At 73.4% G+C, this 14,791-nt stretch carries 13 protein-coding genes; 5 read left to right on the top strand and 8 right to left on the bottom strand.

The genetic code is table 11. The features are described from left to right. Nucleotides 1-26: 26 nt before the first annotated feature. The 7 genes from GFD30_RS15905 to GFD30_RS15875 all read right to left on the bottom strand — a co-directional run bounded on the left by GFD30_RS15905 (nt 27) and on the right by GFD30_RS15875 (nt 7,386). Entirely contained in the window at nt 27-737 is a 711-nt protein-coding gene (locus GFD30_RS15905) for a GntR family transcriptional regulator (RefSeq protein WP_153026180.1), read from the bottom strand. Between the two features lie 233 nt (nt 738-970). Next, a complete protein-coding gene (locus GFD30_RS15900; protein WP_153026179.1) occupies nt 971-1,678 on the bottom strand; it encodes an ATP-binding cassette domain-containing protein in 708 nt (235 codons plus the stop codon). Continuing rightward, a complete protein-coding gene (gene urtD / locus GFD30_RS15895) occupies nt 1,662-2,417 on the bottom strand; it encodes an urea ABC transporter ATP-binding protein UrtD (protein WP_153026178.1) in 756 nt (251 codons plus the stop codon). The genes GFD30_RS15900 and urtD overlap by 17 nt, the downstream gene beginning before the upstream one ends. Further along, nucleotides 2,414-3,496, bottom strand: a complete 1,083-nt coding sequence (urtC, locus tag GFD30_RS15890) for an urea ABC transporter permease subunit UrtC (RefSeq protein WP_227996426.1) — start codon at nt 3,494-3,496, stop codon at nt 2,414-2,416. Before urtC ends, urtD begins: the two co-directional genes overlap by 4 nt. Further along, nucleotides 3,493-4,377, bottom strand: coding sequence for an urea ABC transporter permease subunit UrtB (gene urtB, locus GFD30_RS15885; RefSeq protein WP_322633298.1), 885 nt, complete (start codon nt 4,375-4,377; stop codon nt 3,493-3,495). Before urtB ends, urtC begins: the two co-directional genes overlap by 4 nt. A 31-nt stretch (nt 4,378-4,408) precedes the next feature. Beyond that, entirely contained in the window at nt 4,409-5,680 is a 1,272-nt protein-coding gene (gene urtA, locus GFD30_RS15880; RefSeq protein ID WP_153026177.1) for an urea ABC transporter substrate-binding protein, read from the bottom strand. 260 nt (nt 5,681-5,940) lie between these two features. Continuing rightward, nucleotides 5,941-7,386 carry a serine hydrolase domain-containing protein gene (locus tag GFD30_RS15875; protein ID WP_153026176.1) on the bottom strand — a complete coding sequence of 482 codons (1,446 nt, stop codon included), beginning with the start codon at nt 7,384-7,386 and terminating at the stop codon, nt 5,941-5,943. 85 nt (nt 7,387-7,471) lie between these two features. On the opposite strand from GFD30_RS15875, the gene GFD30_RS15870 reads away from it, so the two are divergent. Next, entirely contained in the window at nt 7,472-8,098 is a 627-nt protein-coding gene (locus tag GFD30_RS15870; protein WP_153026175.1) for a TetR/AcrR family transcriptional regulator, read from the top strand. A gap of 134 nt (nt 8,099-8,232) precedes the next feature. After that, a complete protein-coding gene (locus GFD30_RS15865) occupies nt 8,233-9,399 on the top strand; it encodes a serine hydrolase domain-containing protein (RefSeq protein WP_153026174.1) in 1,167 nt (388 codons plus the stop codon). Nucleotides 9,400-9,483: 84 nt separating this feature from the next. Here GFD30_RS15865 and GFD30_RS15860 read toward each other — a convergent pair whose 3' ends face one another. Then, nucleotides 9,484-12,174: an ATP-binding protein gene (locus GFD30_RS15860; RefSeq protein ID WP_153026173.1), complete on the bottom strand. Its 2,691-nt coding sequence runs from the start codon at nt 12,172-12,174 to the stop codon at nt 9,484-9,486. 77 nt (nt 12,175-12,251) lie between these two features. On the opposite strand from GFD30_RS15860, the gene GFD30_RS15855 reads away from it, so the two are divergent. Genes GFD30_RS15855 through GFD30_RS15845 form a run of 3 tightly spaced genes read left to right on the top strand, consistent with a single transcriptional unit; the run spans nt 12,252 to nt 14,790 of the window. Beyond that, a complete protein-coding gene (locus GFD30_RS15855; RefSeq protein ID WP_153026172.1) occupies nt 12,252-13,226 on the top strand; it encodes an ABC transporter ATP-binding protein in 975 nt (324 codons plus the stop codon). Further along, the gene (locus GFD30_RS15850; RefSeq protein WP_153026171.1) at nt 13,223-14,002 is read left to right on the top strand and encodes an ABC transporter permease; all 780 of its coding nucleotides are present in this window, start codon (nt 13,223-13,225) and stop codon (nt 14,000-14,002) included. Before GFD30_RS15855 ends, GFD30_RS15850 begins: the two co-directional genes overlap by 4 nt. Continuing rightward, on the top strand, nt 13,999-14,790 hold the full coding sequence (locus tag GFD30_RS15845) for an ABC transporter permease (RefSeq protein ID WP_153026170.1): 792 nt from the start codon (nt 13,999-14,001) through the stop codon (nt 14,788-14,790). Before GFD30_RS15850 ends, GFD30_RS15845 begins: the two co-directional genes overlap by 4 nt. Nucleotide 14,791 lies beyond the last annotated feature (1 nt).

The raw sequence follows: 14,791 nt of genomic DNA, 5'->3' as shown, positions 1-14,791 counted from the left end.
GTCTCGCTCTCAGGGTCGGGGCCGGGTCAGGGGCGGACGGCGTTCGCCAGGTGGGCCCAGGTCAGGGCCGCCTCGGCGCGGCCGACCACGATGGACCGGGACGTCTCGATGTGGCGGGTGAGGATCGCGGTGGCCTCGTCGTAGCGGCCGTCGAGGGCGCCTTCGGCGATCGCGATGTGCTCGGCGATGGTCGACTCCATCCGCTCGGCGGTGAAGTAGTCGAACATGCGAGCGGGCCTGATCTTGTTGTTGACGATCTTCAGGGCCTCGGCGAGCTGCGGGTTGCCCGAGGAGGCGAGAAGCGTCAGGTGGTAGCGCTCGTCGGACTCGACGAACCCGGCGTCGGGCCCGGGCGGGGCGTCGCGGAGGCGGTACCAGCGTTCGAGTTCGGGCCCGAGGAGGTCGGGGTCGTGCGTGACGTCCGCGTCGGCGGCGGCCCGGGCGAGGCCGCGCAGTTCGAGGGTCAGCCGGACCTCGTAGAGGTCGTTGAGCTGGTCGATCCGGGGCCGGTACGGGTAGAGGCCGTCGACCTCGCGGGAGACGAGCCCGTCGGCGGCGAGGCGGCTGAGCGCTTCGCGCACGGGCGTGCGCGAGACTCCGTAGTTCGCGGCCAGGCGCTCCTCGCCGAGCCGTTTGCCCGGCTCGTACCTCCCGGACATGAGGTCGGCGCGCAGCGCGACGTAGACGCGGGCCGCGAGCGGCTCGCCGGTCTCCGGTAGGGAGGAGAAGGAAGTCATGCGTTTACTCCGGTTCGGGGAAGCGAGCGCAGCGAGCGGCGGGCGGGGCGACGGGTGCGGGCCATGCGGTTACTCCGGTTCGGGGAAGCGAGCGCAGCGAGCGGCGGGCGGGGCGACGGGTGCGGGCCGTGCGGTTACTCCGGTTCGGGGAAGCGAGCGGCGGGTGCGGGACGGCCCGGCGCCGCGGGCGCGCGCTTCCGGGGCCGTTCGGGAGGCGGGGGCCGGGGTGCGGGTCATATGGCCATCGCCTCCCGGACCCGGGTCTGGGCCTCGGCTCCGGTGTCGCCTGTGGAGGCGACGCGGCCGGAGCGGAGGACGTAGTAGCGGCTCGCGGCCTGGAGGGCGAAGCCGAGGTGCTGCTCGACGAGGAGGACCGAGAGGCCGCCGCGCTTGGCGAGGTCGACCACGGTGGCCTCGATCTCGGCGACCACGTTGGGCTGGATGCCTTCGGTGGGTTCGTCGAGGATGAGCAGGCGCGGCTCGGTGATGAGCGCGCGGGCGATGGCGAGCTGCTGGCGCTGGCCGCCGGAGAGGAGCCCGGCCTGGCGGGCCAGGAGCGGGCGCAGGGCCGGGAACAGGTCGAGCTGCGAGTCGACGAGGGCCTTGCCGTTCCTGCGGCCGTCGGCGACCAGGCGCAGGTTCTCCCCCGCGGTCAGGTGCGCGAAGCACTGCTGGCCTTGGGGGACGTAGGCCATGCCGGATTTGACGCGCTTGTTGGTGGGTTTGCGGGTGACGTCGGTCCAGTTCCCGGAGGGGTCGGCGAATTCGACGGTGCCGCGCATGGCGGGGATGAGGCCGACGACGGCGCGCAGAAGCGTGGTCTTGCCGGCGCCGTTGTGGCCCATGACGGAGACGACCTCGTCGGCGCCGATCTCGAGGTCGATGCCGTGGACGACGGCAGAGCGGCCGTAGCCGCAGGTGAGGTCACGCAGTCGCAGCATCGGCGGCCTCCTTCGCGGTGCCGAGGTAGACCTCTTGGACGCGGGGGTCGTTCGAGACCTCGTCGACGGAGCCGGAGGCGAGCACGGCCCCGGCGTGGAGGACGGTGACGCGGGAGGCGAAGGCCCGCATGAAGTCCATGTCGTGCTCGACCACGGCGACGGCGCGGTCGGCGGCGATGTCGTGCAGGAGCCGGCCGGTGGTCTCGCGCTCGTCGTGGCCCATGCCGGCGATCGGCTCGTCGAGGAGGAGCACGTCGGCGTCGCCGACGAGGAGCATCCCGATCTCGAGCCACTGCTTCTGGCCGTGGGCGAGGACGCCCGCGGGGGTGTCGGCGTGGTCGGCGAGGCCGATGCGCGCCATGGTGTCGACGACGTTCTGCGGCAGGTGCCGGCGGCGGCGCAGCAGTGTCCACGGGGAGCGTCCGGCGCCGGCGGCGATGTCGAGGTTCTGGGCGACGGTGAGGTTGTCGAAGACCTGGGCGGTCTGGAAGGTGCGGCCGATCCCGCGGCGGGCGATGTGGTGGACCTTCTTGCCGCGCAGCTCCTCGCCGTCCTTGACGACGGATCCGGAGTACTTCGCGAGGCCGGTGATGGCGTCGACGAGGGTGGTCTTCCCGGCGCCGTTGGGGCCGATGAGGAAGTGCACTTCGCCTCGGGCGAGTTCGAGGTCGACGCCGGAGACGGCCTTGAACCCGTCGAAGTCGACTTCGATGTGCTTGCAGCTCAGAGCGGTATTCATGCCGCGGCCTCCACTGGGGTGCGCTTGGTCGGGAACCTCTTGAAGACGGACGCGATCCCGCCGGGCAGCAGGGCGATGATCGCGATGAACAGGAGCCCCTGCGCGTAGGTCCACGCCGAGGGGAACTGCTCGGACAGGGCGGTCTGGGCCCAGGCGACGGCGAGCGCGCCGACGACCGGTCCGACCAGGCTGGCGCGGCCGCCGATGGCGACGCCGAGGATGAACATGATCGAGGGGACGATGCCGATGCTCGCCGGGGAGATGATCCCGACGACCGGTACGAACACGGCCCCGGCGACGGACGCGAACAGGGCGGCGACGGCGTAGGCGACGACCTTGACGTTCGCGGCGTCGTAGCCGAGGAAGCGCACGCGCTCTTCGGCGTCGCGGACGGCGACGAGGAGTTCGCCGTAGCGGGAGCGGCGAAGCTGGAGCGCGATCGCGACGACGGCCAGGAGCACCCCGGCGGCGATGAAGTAGAGCATCTGCTGGTTGACCGGGTCGGCGAGGGTGAAGCCGAAGAAGTACTGGAAGCGGCTGAGGCCGTTGAACCCGCCGAGGGACTGCTGTCCGATGAGGAGGATCGCGAAGGCGCCGGCGAGGGCCTGGGAGAGGATCGCGAAGTAGGCGCCCTTGACGCGGCGCTTGAACACCGCGAGGCCCAGGAGCACCGCGAACGCGGTCGGCAGGAGGAGGATCATCGCGATCGTGAAGGCCGGGGAGCTGAACGGGGCCCAGTAGGCGGGCAGTTCGCGGATGCCGGCGAGTTCCATGAAGTCGGGGACGGCGCCGGGGCCGTTCCTGAACTCGGCGTCGGCCATCTTCAGGTGCATGGCCATGAGGTAGGCGCCCATGCCGAAGAAGACGCCCTGCCCGAGGGTGAGCATCCCGCCGCGGCCCCAGGCCAGGCCGATGCCGACCGCGACGATCGCGTAGCAGATGAACTGGGCGAGCAGGCCGAGCCGGAACCCGGAGAGCAGCAGCGGCGCGAGTCCGAACAGGACGATGGCGGCGGCGCCGAACCCGGTCCAGGTGCCGAGGCGGGTCTTGAGGAACATTCGGACGGGTGCGGGGCTCATGCGAGGCTCCTGGTTCGCAGCGTGAACAGCCCCTGCGGGCGGAGCTGGAGGAAGACGACGATGACGAGGAAGACGCCGACCTTCGCGAGCGACGCGGTCGAGTAGGTCTCGAACACCGCCTGCAGCGCGCCGAGGGCGACCGCGGCGACGACCGCGCCCTTGATGCGGCCCATGCCTCCGGCGACCACCACGAGGAACGCGTCGACGAGGTAGGACTGGCCGGTGGTGGGGCTGGTGGAGCCGATGAGGGTCAAGGCGACCCCGGCGACGCCGGCGAGCCCGGAGCCGATGAAGAACGTCCCGGCGTCGACCCGGCGCGAGGAGATCCCCGCGGTCTCGGCGAGGTCGCGGTTGCCGACCACGGCGCGGATGCGCCGCCCGGCCGGCGTGAACCGCAGCACCAGCGTCACCGCGGCGACCGAGACGACCGCGAGCGCCATGATGAACAGGCGGGTCTTCGGGACGGTCACGCCGAGCAGGTCGACGCCGCCGCGCAGCGCCTCCGGGACGGCGACGTTCACCGCGGGCGCCCCGAAGACGTCGCGGGCGACCTGCTGGAGGATCAGGCCGACGCCGAAGGTGACCAGGAGCGTGTCGAGCGGCCGGTGGTAGAGGCGGCGGATGAGCAGGGTCTCGAGGACCAGGCCCATCGCGCCGCCCACCAGGAACCCGACCGGGAGTGCGATCAGGAGGGAGGCCCCGGCGTCCCCGACGGCCTGCTGGACGACGTACGCGGTGTAGCAGCCGGCCATGATGAACTCGCCGTGCGCCATGTTGATGACGCCCATCTGGCCGTAGGTGAGCGAGAGGCCCAGCGCGGCCAGCAGCAGGATCGAGCCGGTGCTCAGCCCGGTGAACAGCTGCCCTACGAGGAGGTCCACGGTGTCTCCTTCCTGATCGTCCCGTCGCGGTCTATTCGGTGTCGCCGAGCCCGGCGGCCCAGTCGTAGCCTTCGAGGAACGGGTCGGGCTCGATCGGCCCCTCGGACTCCCAGACGGTGTAGAGCAGGCCGTCGGCGCGGATCTCGCCGATGCGGGCGGTCTTGGTGACGTGGTGGGTGTCGCCGTCGATGACCACCGTGCCTTCGGGGCTCTCGAAGGAGACGCCGTCGGCGGCGGCCTGGACGTCGGCGACCGCGAACGAGCCGGCCTTCTCGACAGTGGCGGCCCACAGGTAGACCGACGTGTAGGCGGCCTCCATCGGGTCGGAGGTGACGCGGTCGGCGCCGTACTCGGCCTTGAACGCCTCGACGAACGCGGTGTTCGCGGGCGAGTCGACGGTCTGGTAGTAGTTCCAGGCGGCGAGCTGGCCCTCGATGTTCTCGACGCCGATGCCGCCGACCTCTTCTTCGGCGATCGAGACGCTCATGACCGGCATGTCCTCGGCGGTGAGGCCGACGTTCGCGTACTCGCGGAAGAACGCGACGTTGGAGTCGCCGTTGAGGGTGTTGAAGACCGCGTCGGCGCCGGCGGACTTGACCTGGTTGACGATGGTGGAGAACTCGGTGGAGCCGAGGGTCACGTAGTCCTCGCCGAGGACCTCGATGCCGTGGGCCTCGGCGTAGGCGTTGATGATCGCGTTCGCGGTGCGCGGGAAGACGTAGTCGGATCCGACGAGGTAGATCGACTCGACGCCGGTCTCGGCGAGGTAGTCGAGCGCGGGGATGATCTGCTGGTTCGTGGTGGCGCCGGTGTAGAAGATGTTCTCCGACGCTTCGAGGCCCTCGTACTGGACGGGGTAGTACAGGAGCGAGTCGTTGTCCTCGAAGACCGGGAGCATCGCCTTGCGGGAGGCGGAGGTCCAGCCGCCGAAGACCGCGGCGACGCAGTCCTCGCGGATGAGCTTCTCGGCCTTCTCGGCGAACACGGTCGGTTCGGACGCGCCGTCCTCGGCGACGATCTCGACTGTTTTGCCCTGGACGCCGCCGGCGGCGTTGATCTCCTTGACCGCGAGGGCGATCGCGTCGCGGACGGTGGTCTCGGAGATGGCCATGGTGCCGGACAGGGAGTTGAGCGAGCCGACCTTGACCGTGTCGCCGGAGGTGTCCACGCAGGACTCGGTCGCGGCGGTCTCCTCTCCGGCGCGGGTGCCGCAGGCGGCGGTGGCGACGAGGCCGGTGATGGCGGCGGTGGCGGCCAGTGTGCGGGCGAGGTCTCGGGCTTTGAGCTTGAGGCGCAATGGCATGTGCGGTTGACCTTTCGCAGAGGAGCTTCCCGGCGCGGGAGGGGTGCCGGGTCTGCAAGGGGGCGCCGCCGCAGGTCGCGGCGGTGTACAAGCGCGTATACAGCTTCGTATCCGCTCTGGGTACAAGCTATGGGCGCGATGTTTCACCGCCGTTCACGTCAAGCACACGCGCGTGAACTCTCATTGCCCGCGCGTAAACAAGGCCGCACAACGAGCGGCGCCGCCGGAGAGGCCGACTCCGGCGGCGCCGCTCGCGACCGTCAGTCGACCGGTCTGCGGCGCAAGCGGACCGCCGCGGCCCAGAGGCGCGCCGCGGCGACCGCGAGGGCGGCGGCGCCGACGGCGGTGAGCAGCCACGCCACGTCGGGGGCGATGCCGAAGAACGCCGCGCGGCTCGGCGCGAGGCCGGGGGCGAGCACGAAGGCGGCGTACGCGACCGCCAGCGCGGCCAGAGTCCACAGGGCGGCGCCGGCGACCGTGAGCACCGGCTTTCTCGCGCGGCCCTTGTTGATTCGGCGGAAGGTGGTGGCGATGACGAGGATCGCGGCGAGGAGCAGGGCGCACAATCCGATGAGCAGGGACGGGTAGAGCGGGTCGGATTCGGGCTCAGCCGGCACTCCCCCGGCGAGCATGCGGACGGCGCCGAGCATCGTGCCGATGAGGTCGGACTCCTGGAAGTGGCCGTAGCTGTTCTGGACGACGACGACGGCGCGGCCCAGTTCGGGCAGGAGGAGCACGCCGGCCGAGTAGCCGGGTGCGGCGCCGGTGTGCCAGACGGTGGTCGTGCCGAGGTCGGCGTTGCGGGTGTCGACGCGCCAGCCGAGGCCGTAGTCGACGGTGTCGTTGACGTGGGCGGCGCCGGTCTGCATGAGCGCGACCGATACCGATGCGAGGACCGCGGAGTCGCCGAGCTGGTCGACGGCGAACGCGGTCAGGTCTTCGATGCTGCCGCCGAGGTAGCCGTAGCTGGGGCCGGTCTGGTCGAAGCCGGTCGCGATGGGGACCGGCCGCCCGAAGGCGACGGCGTGGCCGCGGGGCACGTCGGCGGCGTCGGCTTCGGTGGTGACCGCGCCGGTCATGCCGAGCGGGTCGAGGACGGCCTCGCGGAGGTAGTCCTCATAGGGCATTCCGGCGGCGGCTTCGACGACCGCGCCGGCGACGAGGTAGTTCGCGCTGGCGTATTCGAAGGTCTCGCCGGGTTCGGCGAAGGGCTCGACGCCGGCGAGGTCGGCGACGGCGTCGCCGTAGGGGTCGTCGCGGTGCTCGGTGCGGTCGGTGATGCCGGTGCCTTCGGGGATGCCGGAGGTCTGCTCGAGGAGGTGGCGCACGGTGATGCGGTCGGAGCGGTCCGGGTCGGCCAGGGTGAAGCCGGGGACGTGGGCGGTCACCGGGTCGTCGAGGCCGAGTCGGCCGTCTTCGACGAGGGTCATGACGGCGGTGGCGGTGAACGGCTTGGCGACCGAGCCCCACAGGAACGGGGTGGCGAGGTCGACGGGGTCGCCGTCGCCGTCGTGCCCGTAGGCGTAGGTGCGGCTGTCGCCGTCGAGGTCGACGATCGAGTAGGCGGCGCCGGGGACGCGGGTCTCCTCGAATCGCCGCTCGAGGTAGTCGGCGACGTCGGCGTGGGTCGTCTCTGGTGTCTGCGGGAGTGGGGTGAGCGGGGTGAGGGCCGCGAGGAGCAGTGCGGCGATCGCAGTGGTGTTCATGGCTTCCTCTGTGGGGTCGAGGGTCCTGGCGATAACCATACGGACGTATGGCCACGCGATAACCATACCGCTATATGATTAAGGGATGCCGAGGACCGCAGACCACGACCTCCGCCGCGCGCAGATGGCCGAGGCGGTGCACCGCCTCATCGCCCACGACGGGCTCGACGCGGCCACGATGGCGGCGGTGGCCCGCGAAGCCGGGTTCTCGGTCGGGCTGGTGCAGCACTACTTCGCGTCCAAGGACGAGCTGCTGCTGTTCGCCTACCGCCGGCTCACCGCGGACCTGCTCGAACGCGTCGCCCGCATCACCGCCGCCGGCGAGGCCGGCGGGCAGCCGATCCGGCGGATCCTCCTCGACTGCCTGTGCGAACTGCTCCCTCTGGACGCGGGCCGGCGCGGCGAGCACCGGGTGGCGCGGGCGTTCCAGGCCCGGGCGATGGACGTCCCGGCCGCCGCGGCGGTGGCCGCCGAGACCGCCGCGGTCCTGCGCGGCCGCGTGGCCCAGGGCGTGGCGAACGGCAAGCACTGCGGCGAGGTTGAACCGGACACCGACGCCGACCTGGCGGCGCTGGAGATCACCGCCCTCGTCGACGGCCTCGCCGACCACGTCTACCGCGAACCCGAACCGGCCCGGCACGCGACCGCCGGAGCGGTCCTCGCCGGCCGCCTCGCCGCGGTCTTCCCCGGCGAGTGCCGCCACTACGACTGAGGCGTCTCCGGCACCCTGGACCCGAGGCGCGGCCTTCCCGCACCGCCGCCAGGGGCCGGAGTAGTGCCAGGGGTACCGGGGATCGGGTGGATCACTGCATCGATCGATCCCGTTCCGGCGCATACGGTTCAGGAATGACACCAGTCCTCACCGCCGCGGCCCTGGCGATCTGCCTCGCCGCGGTCCCCACCGCCCGCACCGACTCCGACGACCTCGACACCGACGACCTCGACACCGACCGGCTCCAGACCGCCCTCGACGACCTCGCCGCGCTCGGCGACCAGTCCATCGTGGTCGAGGTCCGCGGCGGCGACGAGACCTGGGCCGAGGCCGTCGGACCGCGAAGCCTCGAAGCGGGGGCCGCGGACGCCGAGGCGGACGACCGCATCCGGATCGGCAGCGTCACCAAGTCCATGACCGCGGCCGTCCTCGTCCAGCTCGACGGCGAGGGCGTGATCGACCTGGACGACCCGCTCAGCGCGTACCTGCCCGACCTGCTCCCCTACGCCGAGGAGCCCACGATCCGCGAGATCATGCAGCACAAGGCGGGACTCCCCGAGTTCCTGTTCCACCTCTACGGCTCGCTCGTGACCGAGGGCGACATGACCGACGTGTACGCCAACTACCGGACCTACTTCAGCCCCGAGGAGCTCGTCGCGCTCGGCGTCCAGGACCCGATCCTGTTCGAGCCGGGCGAGGGCTGGTCCTATTCGAACACCGGCTACACCGCCCTCGGCATCCTCATCGAGGAGGTCACCGGGAACCGCCTCGGGACGGAGCTGCGGGAGCGGGTCTTCGAACCGGCCGGCCTCGGGGACACCTACCTCGCGAACCCCGGCGGCTCGGGGATCCGCGGTCCGCACCTGACGCCGTACCTGACGACCGGCGACCCGGGCCGGCCCTTCTTCGACACCACACGGCTGTCGAACAGTCAGCTCTGGGCCGGCGGCGGGGTCGTGTCCACCATGGGCGACCTGAACGACTTCTACGACGCGCTCCTGGACGGCACGATCCTCACCGCCGACCAGCTCGCGGAGGCCACGGCGTTCCAGGAGACCGGCAGGAGCTTCGGCTACGGCCTCGGCCTGTTCGCCGTCGCGCCCTGCCCCGACGGCTCCGGGCAGGTCTACACCGGCCACGACGGTGACAGCCTCGGCCACGAGACCCAGTCGTTCCACTCCCTCGACGGCGAGCGCCAGGTCTCCGTGGCCTGGAACGTCGTCGACCGCCACGGGTACACCGACCCTGACGAGTGGGACGCGGCCGTCGACGCGCTCATCGCCGCGGCCCTGTGCGGGTGACGCGGGCGTCCTGATCGGACGGTGAGGGAAAGCCCCGCGGCCGGATGCGGCCGCGGGGCGCTTCGCCGTGCCGACGGCGCCGCGTCAGGCGTCCTGGAGGTACCGGGCGACCAGCTCGGTGCGGCTCGCGGAGCCGGTCTTGGCGAGCAGACGCGACATGTGGACCTCGACGGTGCGCTGCGAGATGCCCAGCGCGGCGGCGATCTGGCGGTTCGAGGCGCCTTGCGCGGCGGCTTGGAGGACCTCGGTCTCGCGGGCGGTCAGCGCCTCGGTCATCGGCGTCCGCGACAGGGAGTCGAGGAGCGCGGCGGCCGCGTCGCGGCGGTGGCCGGGCCAGCGCCGCAGGAGCGCGACGGCTTCGGCGGCGTGCGCCAGCGCGGCGTCGCGGTCGCCGAGGCGCCGGTTCGCCTCGGCCGCGAGGATGCGGGCGGTGCTGCGCTCGTGGGGCTGGTCGACGGCGGCGGCGCCGTCGAAGAGGGCGAGCGCGCCCGGCCAGTCGCCTCGGCGGATCCGGGCCTCCATCCACATGAGGTCGGCGTACGGGCTCGAGCCGGGGGCCGGGACGGCGCCGAGGCAGTCGGTGAGGAACCGCCGGGCCGCCGCGGGCTCGATGCCGCGGTCGAGGGCGAGTCGGGCGACCTCGATGACGCGCGGTTCGCGGAGGCGGTGGAGGTCGGGCGGGACGGCGTCGCGGTAGCCGCCGACGGCGGCGCGCAGTTCGCCGCGGTCGCCGCGGTGGGCGGCGATGGCCGCCGCGAGCCAGTGGGGGTAGGTGACGACCCAGCCCTGGTCCATGCCGGCGACGAGGTCGAGCCCTTCGCGGCACAGGCGTTCGGCCTCGTCGAGGTCGCCGCGTTCGACGGCGAGGAGCCCGGCCTTGGCGGCGAGGACGGCGCGCTCGTGGGGGTCGGATTCGACGCGGGCGCGCGGGCGCAGGAGGGTCCAGGCGCGTTCGAGGTCGCCGAAGCCGATCGCGGCGTCGGCGCCGACGCGGGTGATCTTGCCGCCCCAGGCGGCCATGCCGAGGTCGCCGACGGCCGCGACGGCGCGGTCGAACAGCCGCCACGCCTGGGGTTCGGGGAGGTCGGCGAGGTGGACGGCGAGGAGGTTGTTGACGGCGCGGCCGAGTTTGCGCAGGTCGCCGTCGGCTTCGGCGTCGCGCCAGACGCCGGTGAGGATGCGGACGGCCGCTTCGGTGTCGCCGAGGTAGTACATGGCGGTGGCGCGGCTGATGGCGGCGGAGCGGCGCTGCATGTGGAGGCCGTGGCGCTCGTAGAGGGGCTCGGTCGCGTCGCACAGGGCGGGGATGGGCTCGTAGTCGGCGCTGCGGACGTAGGCCATGGCGCGGCCGGTGGCGCACCGGGCCTGTTCCACGCTGCCGGGGGCGGCGAGGGCCTCGGCGGCCTCCAGGGAGCGCCACTGGTCCTGGATGCGGCCCTGGTGCCAGTCGATCTCGGCGAGGCGGAGGTGGGCGATGCAGCGGACGCGGTCGTCGGCGGCCGCGGTGAGGCGCTCGTAGTGGGTGCGGGCGGCGGCGTAGTCGCCGGACAGGAGTGCGGCGTGGCCGGCGGTGTCGAGGAGGCCCGGATGGTCGGGGGCCAGCGCGAGGGCGTGCTCGGCGGTGCGCTGGGCGGACTCGACGAGCCAGGATTCGAGCTGGCGGGCGGCGGTGCGGTCGGCGGCCGCGGCGGCGAGGTCCGTGTCGCCGAGGGCGTGGGCGTGGACGGCGACGGCGGGGTCGTCGCCGCGGTCCAGGGCGAGGGCGAGGGCGGCGCGGTGGACCGCCTCGGCCTCGGCGGGGAGCGCGGTGGCGGCGAACGCTTCGCGCATGAGGGCGTGCGGGAAACGCAGGCCGGTGTCCTCGCGGCGGATGACGCCGGCCGCGGCGAGTCTGGGGAGGGCGGTTTCGAGGAGGTCGGCGCCGAGGACGGCGGCGGCGACGGCGGTGTCGGTGCGCTCGCCGAGGAGCGCGAGGCCGCGGGCGAGGCGCCAGGCCGGCTCGTCCTCGCCGGCGAGGCGGGCGCGGACGAGGGACGCGAGGTGGCCCGGGAGCGGCGCGGCGGCGGCTCCGGCGGCGGCGAGTTCCTTGACCCAGAACGGGTTCCCGCCGGTGCGGCGGTGGACGGCCCGCGCCTCGGCGTGCGGGACCGGGCCGGAGGGCCCGCCCAGGAGGGTGCCGGTCTCGGCGACCGTGAAGGGGCGCAGGGCGATCGCGGCCGCGTCGGGGGTGCCGGCGAGGCGGGCGAGGGTGCGGGCGGCGGCCGCGGGGTGGCGCGCCTCCTCGGGCGGGCGGCCCGCCGCGAGGAGCAGCGCCGGGAAGTCCAGGGCGGCGGCCATCTCCGACCAGAGGGCGAGGCTCTCGGGGTCGAGCCAGTGGAGGTCGTCGACGGCGATGAGGGCGGGCCCGCCGCCGGTGATGCGGCGGAGGGTGCGCATGGCGCCGCGCAGGAGGGCGCCGTCGGGGAGGCGCATCGGAGCGTCGGCGGGTTCTTGGCGGAGGACGCGCCACAGCCGCTCGTCGGTGCCGTCGGGCGGGTCGGTCTCGGCGGTGGCGGCGGCGAACCAGTCGTGCGGGGCGGCCCCGTCGGCGCGGGCGGTCCCGAAGAGCAGCAGGGGCGGCGCGACCGCGGCGACGGCCTCCCGCAGCAGCCGGGTCTTGCCGATGCCCGCTTCGCCGACGACGGTGACGGCGACCGGCCCGCCCCCGGCGCGGAGCCGGTCCCACGCGTCGCCGATGCGGGCGAGCTCGGCGTCGCGGGCGATGAACGGGGGCATGCGGTCAAGGCTAGCGAGGCGCCCCGTACGTGGAATCACGTATGGCGCCGGGGCCGGGGCGCGGCGACGCTGAAGCCATGAGCATCACCGGTTTCGACGCCCCCGCGGTCGATGTGCGCGGGCGGTCCCGCGACTTCGCGACCGCCCGGGGCGGTCCGCCCCGCCGCGCCCTGGACGACTTCGGCCTCACCGTCGCCGCCGGGGAGGTCCACGGGCTGCTCGGGCCGAACGGCGCGGGCAAGACGACGCTGTGCAAGATCCTCTCCACCGTGCTGCTGCCGACCGCGGGGACGGCCCGGGTGCACGGGCTCGACGTGGTCGCGGACGCGAAGCGGGTCAGGCCGCTCCTGGGGATCGTGTTCGGCGGCGAGCGCGGCCTGTACGCGCGGATGACCGCCGCGCAGAACCTCCGGTTCTGGGCCGCGCTGTACGGGCACCGCCGCCGCGAGGGGCGGCGGCGCGCGGCGGAGCTGCTGGAGCGGGTCGGCCTCGGGCCGCGCGCGGACGAGCCGGTGGAGACGTTCTCGCGGGGCATGAAGCAGCGGCTGCACCTGGCGCGGGGGCTCGTCGGCGACCCGCGCGTGCTCGTCCTCGACGAGCCGACCGTGGGCATGGACCCGGTGTCGGCGCACGAGTTCCGGGGCCTGGTCGAGGACCTGCGCGCCGAGGGCCGGGCGGTCCTGCTGACCACGCACGACATGGCCGAGGCGGAGGCGCTGTGCGACCGGGTGTCGTTCATCGACGGCGGCCGGCTGCTGCGGTGCGAGGACCCGCGGGTGCTCGGCGAGCTGCTGTCGCGGCACGAGCGGGTGCGGGCCTCGGGGGTGCCGGAGGCGCTGGCGGAGCGGATCGCCGCGCTGCCGGGGGTCGAGCGGGTCCGTTCGACCGGGCCCGGGGCGGTCCTGGTCGAGACCGGCCGCGGCGGGGCGGCGCTGCCGGTGCTGCGGACGCTCGTCGAAGCGGGGGTCTCGGACGTGTCGACGGCGCCGCCGACGCTCGAAGAGGTCTACCTGCACCTGATCGGCGAGCGCGGGATGGCGGTGCGGCCGTGAGCGTTCCGATGCCCGCGTTCTGGGCGGCGGCCCGGGCCCAGCTCGGCGAGTTCCGCCGCGATCCGGGGACGCTCCTGATGCTCGTCACCGCGCCGTTCTTCGCGGTGATCCTGCTGTCGGTCACCGAGCACGGCGGGCGGCCCGACCTGGCGCCGTACGCGCTGCTGGCGCCGGCGGTGATGACGTCGATCGGCATGGCGGTCATGGAGGCCGGGGAGACGATCTTCCGCGACCGCTCGACCGGGGTGCTGGAGGCGCTGCTGACGACGCCGGCGCCGCTCGCGGCGGTGCTGTCGGGGCGGATCGCGGCGATCACCGCGGTGAGCCTCCTGGGGATCGCCGAGTGCTGGCTGGTCGGCGCGCTCGGGTTCGGGATCGTCGTCGCGGTCGAGCACCCGCTGGTGTTCGCCGCGACGCTCCTGGCGACGGCGGCGGGGACCGCGGCGACCGGAGTGGTCATGGCCGCGGTCTTCGTGATCGGGCGCAACGTCCGCAGCTTCCAGAACTCGCTGACGTTCCCGCTGTACCTCCTCGGCGGCGCGATGGTCCCCGTGGCGCTCCTGCCGGCGGGGTTCGAGGCCGCCTCGCGGCTGTTCTTCCTGTCGTGGGCGACCGACCTGCTGCGCGACAGCCTCGCGCCCGGCCCGGTCGCGGCCTTCGGGCCGCGCCTCGCCGCGGTGCTCGGCCTCGCGGCGGCGACGTTCGCCGCGGGGTTCTGGATCGCGCACCGCCTGGTGCGGCGCGTCCGGCGGACCGGGACGGTGGGGTTCGCGTGAACGCGATCGCGGTACTGCGGCAGACGATGTGGTCGGGCTGGACCGACCTGCGGATCGTCTACACGCCTACGACGTGGGCGTTCGGGTGGATGGTGCGGGTGTTGTGCCAGGTCGTGTTCTATTCGATGCTCGGCACGCTGCTCGGCGACCCCGAGCGCACCCGCTACCTGCTGGTCGGCGCGGCGGTCTTCATCGCCGTCAACGAGACGATGATGGCCTCGGCCTCGACGACCTGGGAGCGCATGAGCGGCACGCTGTCGCTGCTGGCGGCCGCGCCGGCCGGCATGGTGACGGTCCTGGCCGCCCGGAGCTGGTTCTGGGTCGCGACCGGGACGCTCTCGTCGTCGATCGCGCTCCTGGCGCTCGCGCCGGTATTCGGGCTCGGCCTCGGGCCCGGCGAGTCGGCCGCGGCGGCGGCTCTGGTCTTCGCGACGGCACTGGCGAACTACCCGGTCGGACTGTGCTGCGGCAGTCTCTCGCTGCGCTTCCACCGGCTGCGGAACGTCTTCTCGAACCTGACGCTGCTGACGATGACCGCCGTCGGCGGGGTCATGGTCCCGGTCGCGTTCTGGCCCGGCTGGATCCAGTGGTTCGCCGCCGCGTTCCCCGCGGTGCACGGCCTGGAGGCGGTCCGCCTCGCGATCGGCGGCGGCGCCGCGGACGCGGTGTTCGCTCGGCTCGGGCTCGCGTTCGCGACCGCCGCGGCCTGGCTCGCCCTCGCGGCCGCGTCACTGTGGTGGTTCCAGCGCGACGCGAGGCGGACCGGCTCGATCGACTTCGGCGACTGAG

Source organism: Glycomyces albidus, from assembly GCF_009451885.1.
Classification (GTDB): domain Bacteria; phylum Actinomycetota; class Actinomycetes; order Mycobacteriales; family Micromonosporaceae; genus Glycomyces; species Glycomyces albidus.
Note: the sequence above shows the minus strand (reverse complement) of the source record. Positions and strands in the feature narration are given on the sequence as shown.

Excerpts from the sequence above, each read along its gene's own strand:
- GFD30_RS15905 (WP_153026180.1), bottom strand. The coding sequence starts at position 737 with ATGACTTCCTTCTCCTCCCTACCGGAGACCGGCGAGCCGCTCGCGGCC.
- GFD30_RS15900 (WP_153026179.1), bottom strand. The coding sequence starts at position 1,678 with ATGCTGCGACTGCGTGACCTCACCTGCGGCTACGGCCGCTCTGCCGTC.
- urtA (WP_153026177.1), bottom strand. The coding sequence starts at position 5,680 with ATGCCATTGCGCCTCAAGCTCAAAGCCCGAGACCTCGCCCGCACACTG.
- GFD30_RS15875 (WP_153026176.1), bottom strand. The coding sequence starts at position 7,386 with ATGAACACCACTGCGATCGCCGCACTGCTCCTCGCGGCCCTCACCCCG.
- GFD30_RS15870 (WP_153026175.1), top strand. The coding sequence starts at position 7,472 with ATGCCGAGGACCGCAGACCACGACCTCCGCCGCGCGCAGATGGCCGAG.
- GFD30_RS15855 (WP_153026172.1), top strand. The coding sequence starts at position 12,252 with ATGAGCATCACCGGTTTCGACGCCCCCGCGGTCGATGTGCGCGGGCGG.
- urtC (WP_227996426.1), bottom strand. The coding sequence starts at position 3,496 with ATGAGCCCCGCACCCGTCCGAATGTTCCTCAAGACCCGCCTCGGCACC.
- urtD (WP_153026178.1), bottom strand. The coding sequence starts at position 2,417 with ATGAATACCGCTCTGAGCTGCAAGCACATCGAAGTCGACTTCGACGGG.
- GFD30_RS15865 (WP_153026174.1), top strand. The coding sequence starts at position 8,233 with ATGACACCAGTCCTCACCGCCGCGGCCCTGGCGATCTGCCTCGCCGCG.
- GFD30_RS15860 (WP_153026173.1), bottom strand. The coding sequence starts at position 12,174 with ATGCCCCCGTTCATCGCCCGCGACGCCGAGCTCGCCCGCATCGGCGAC.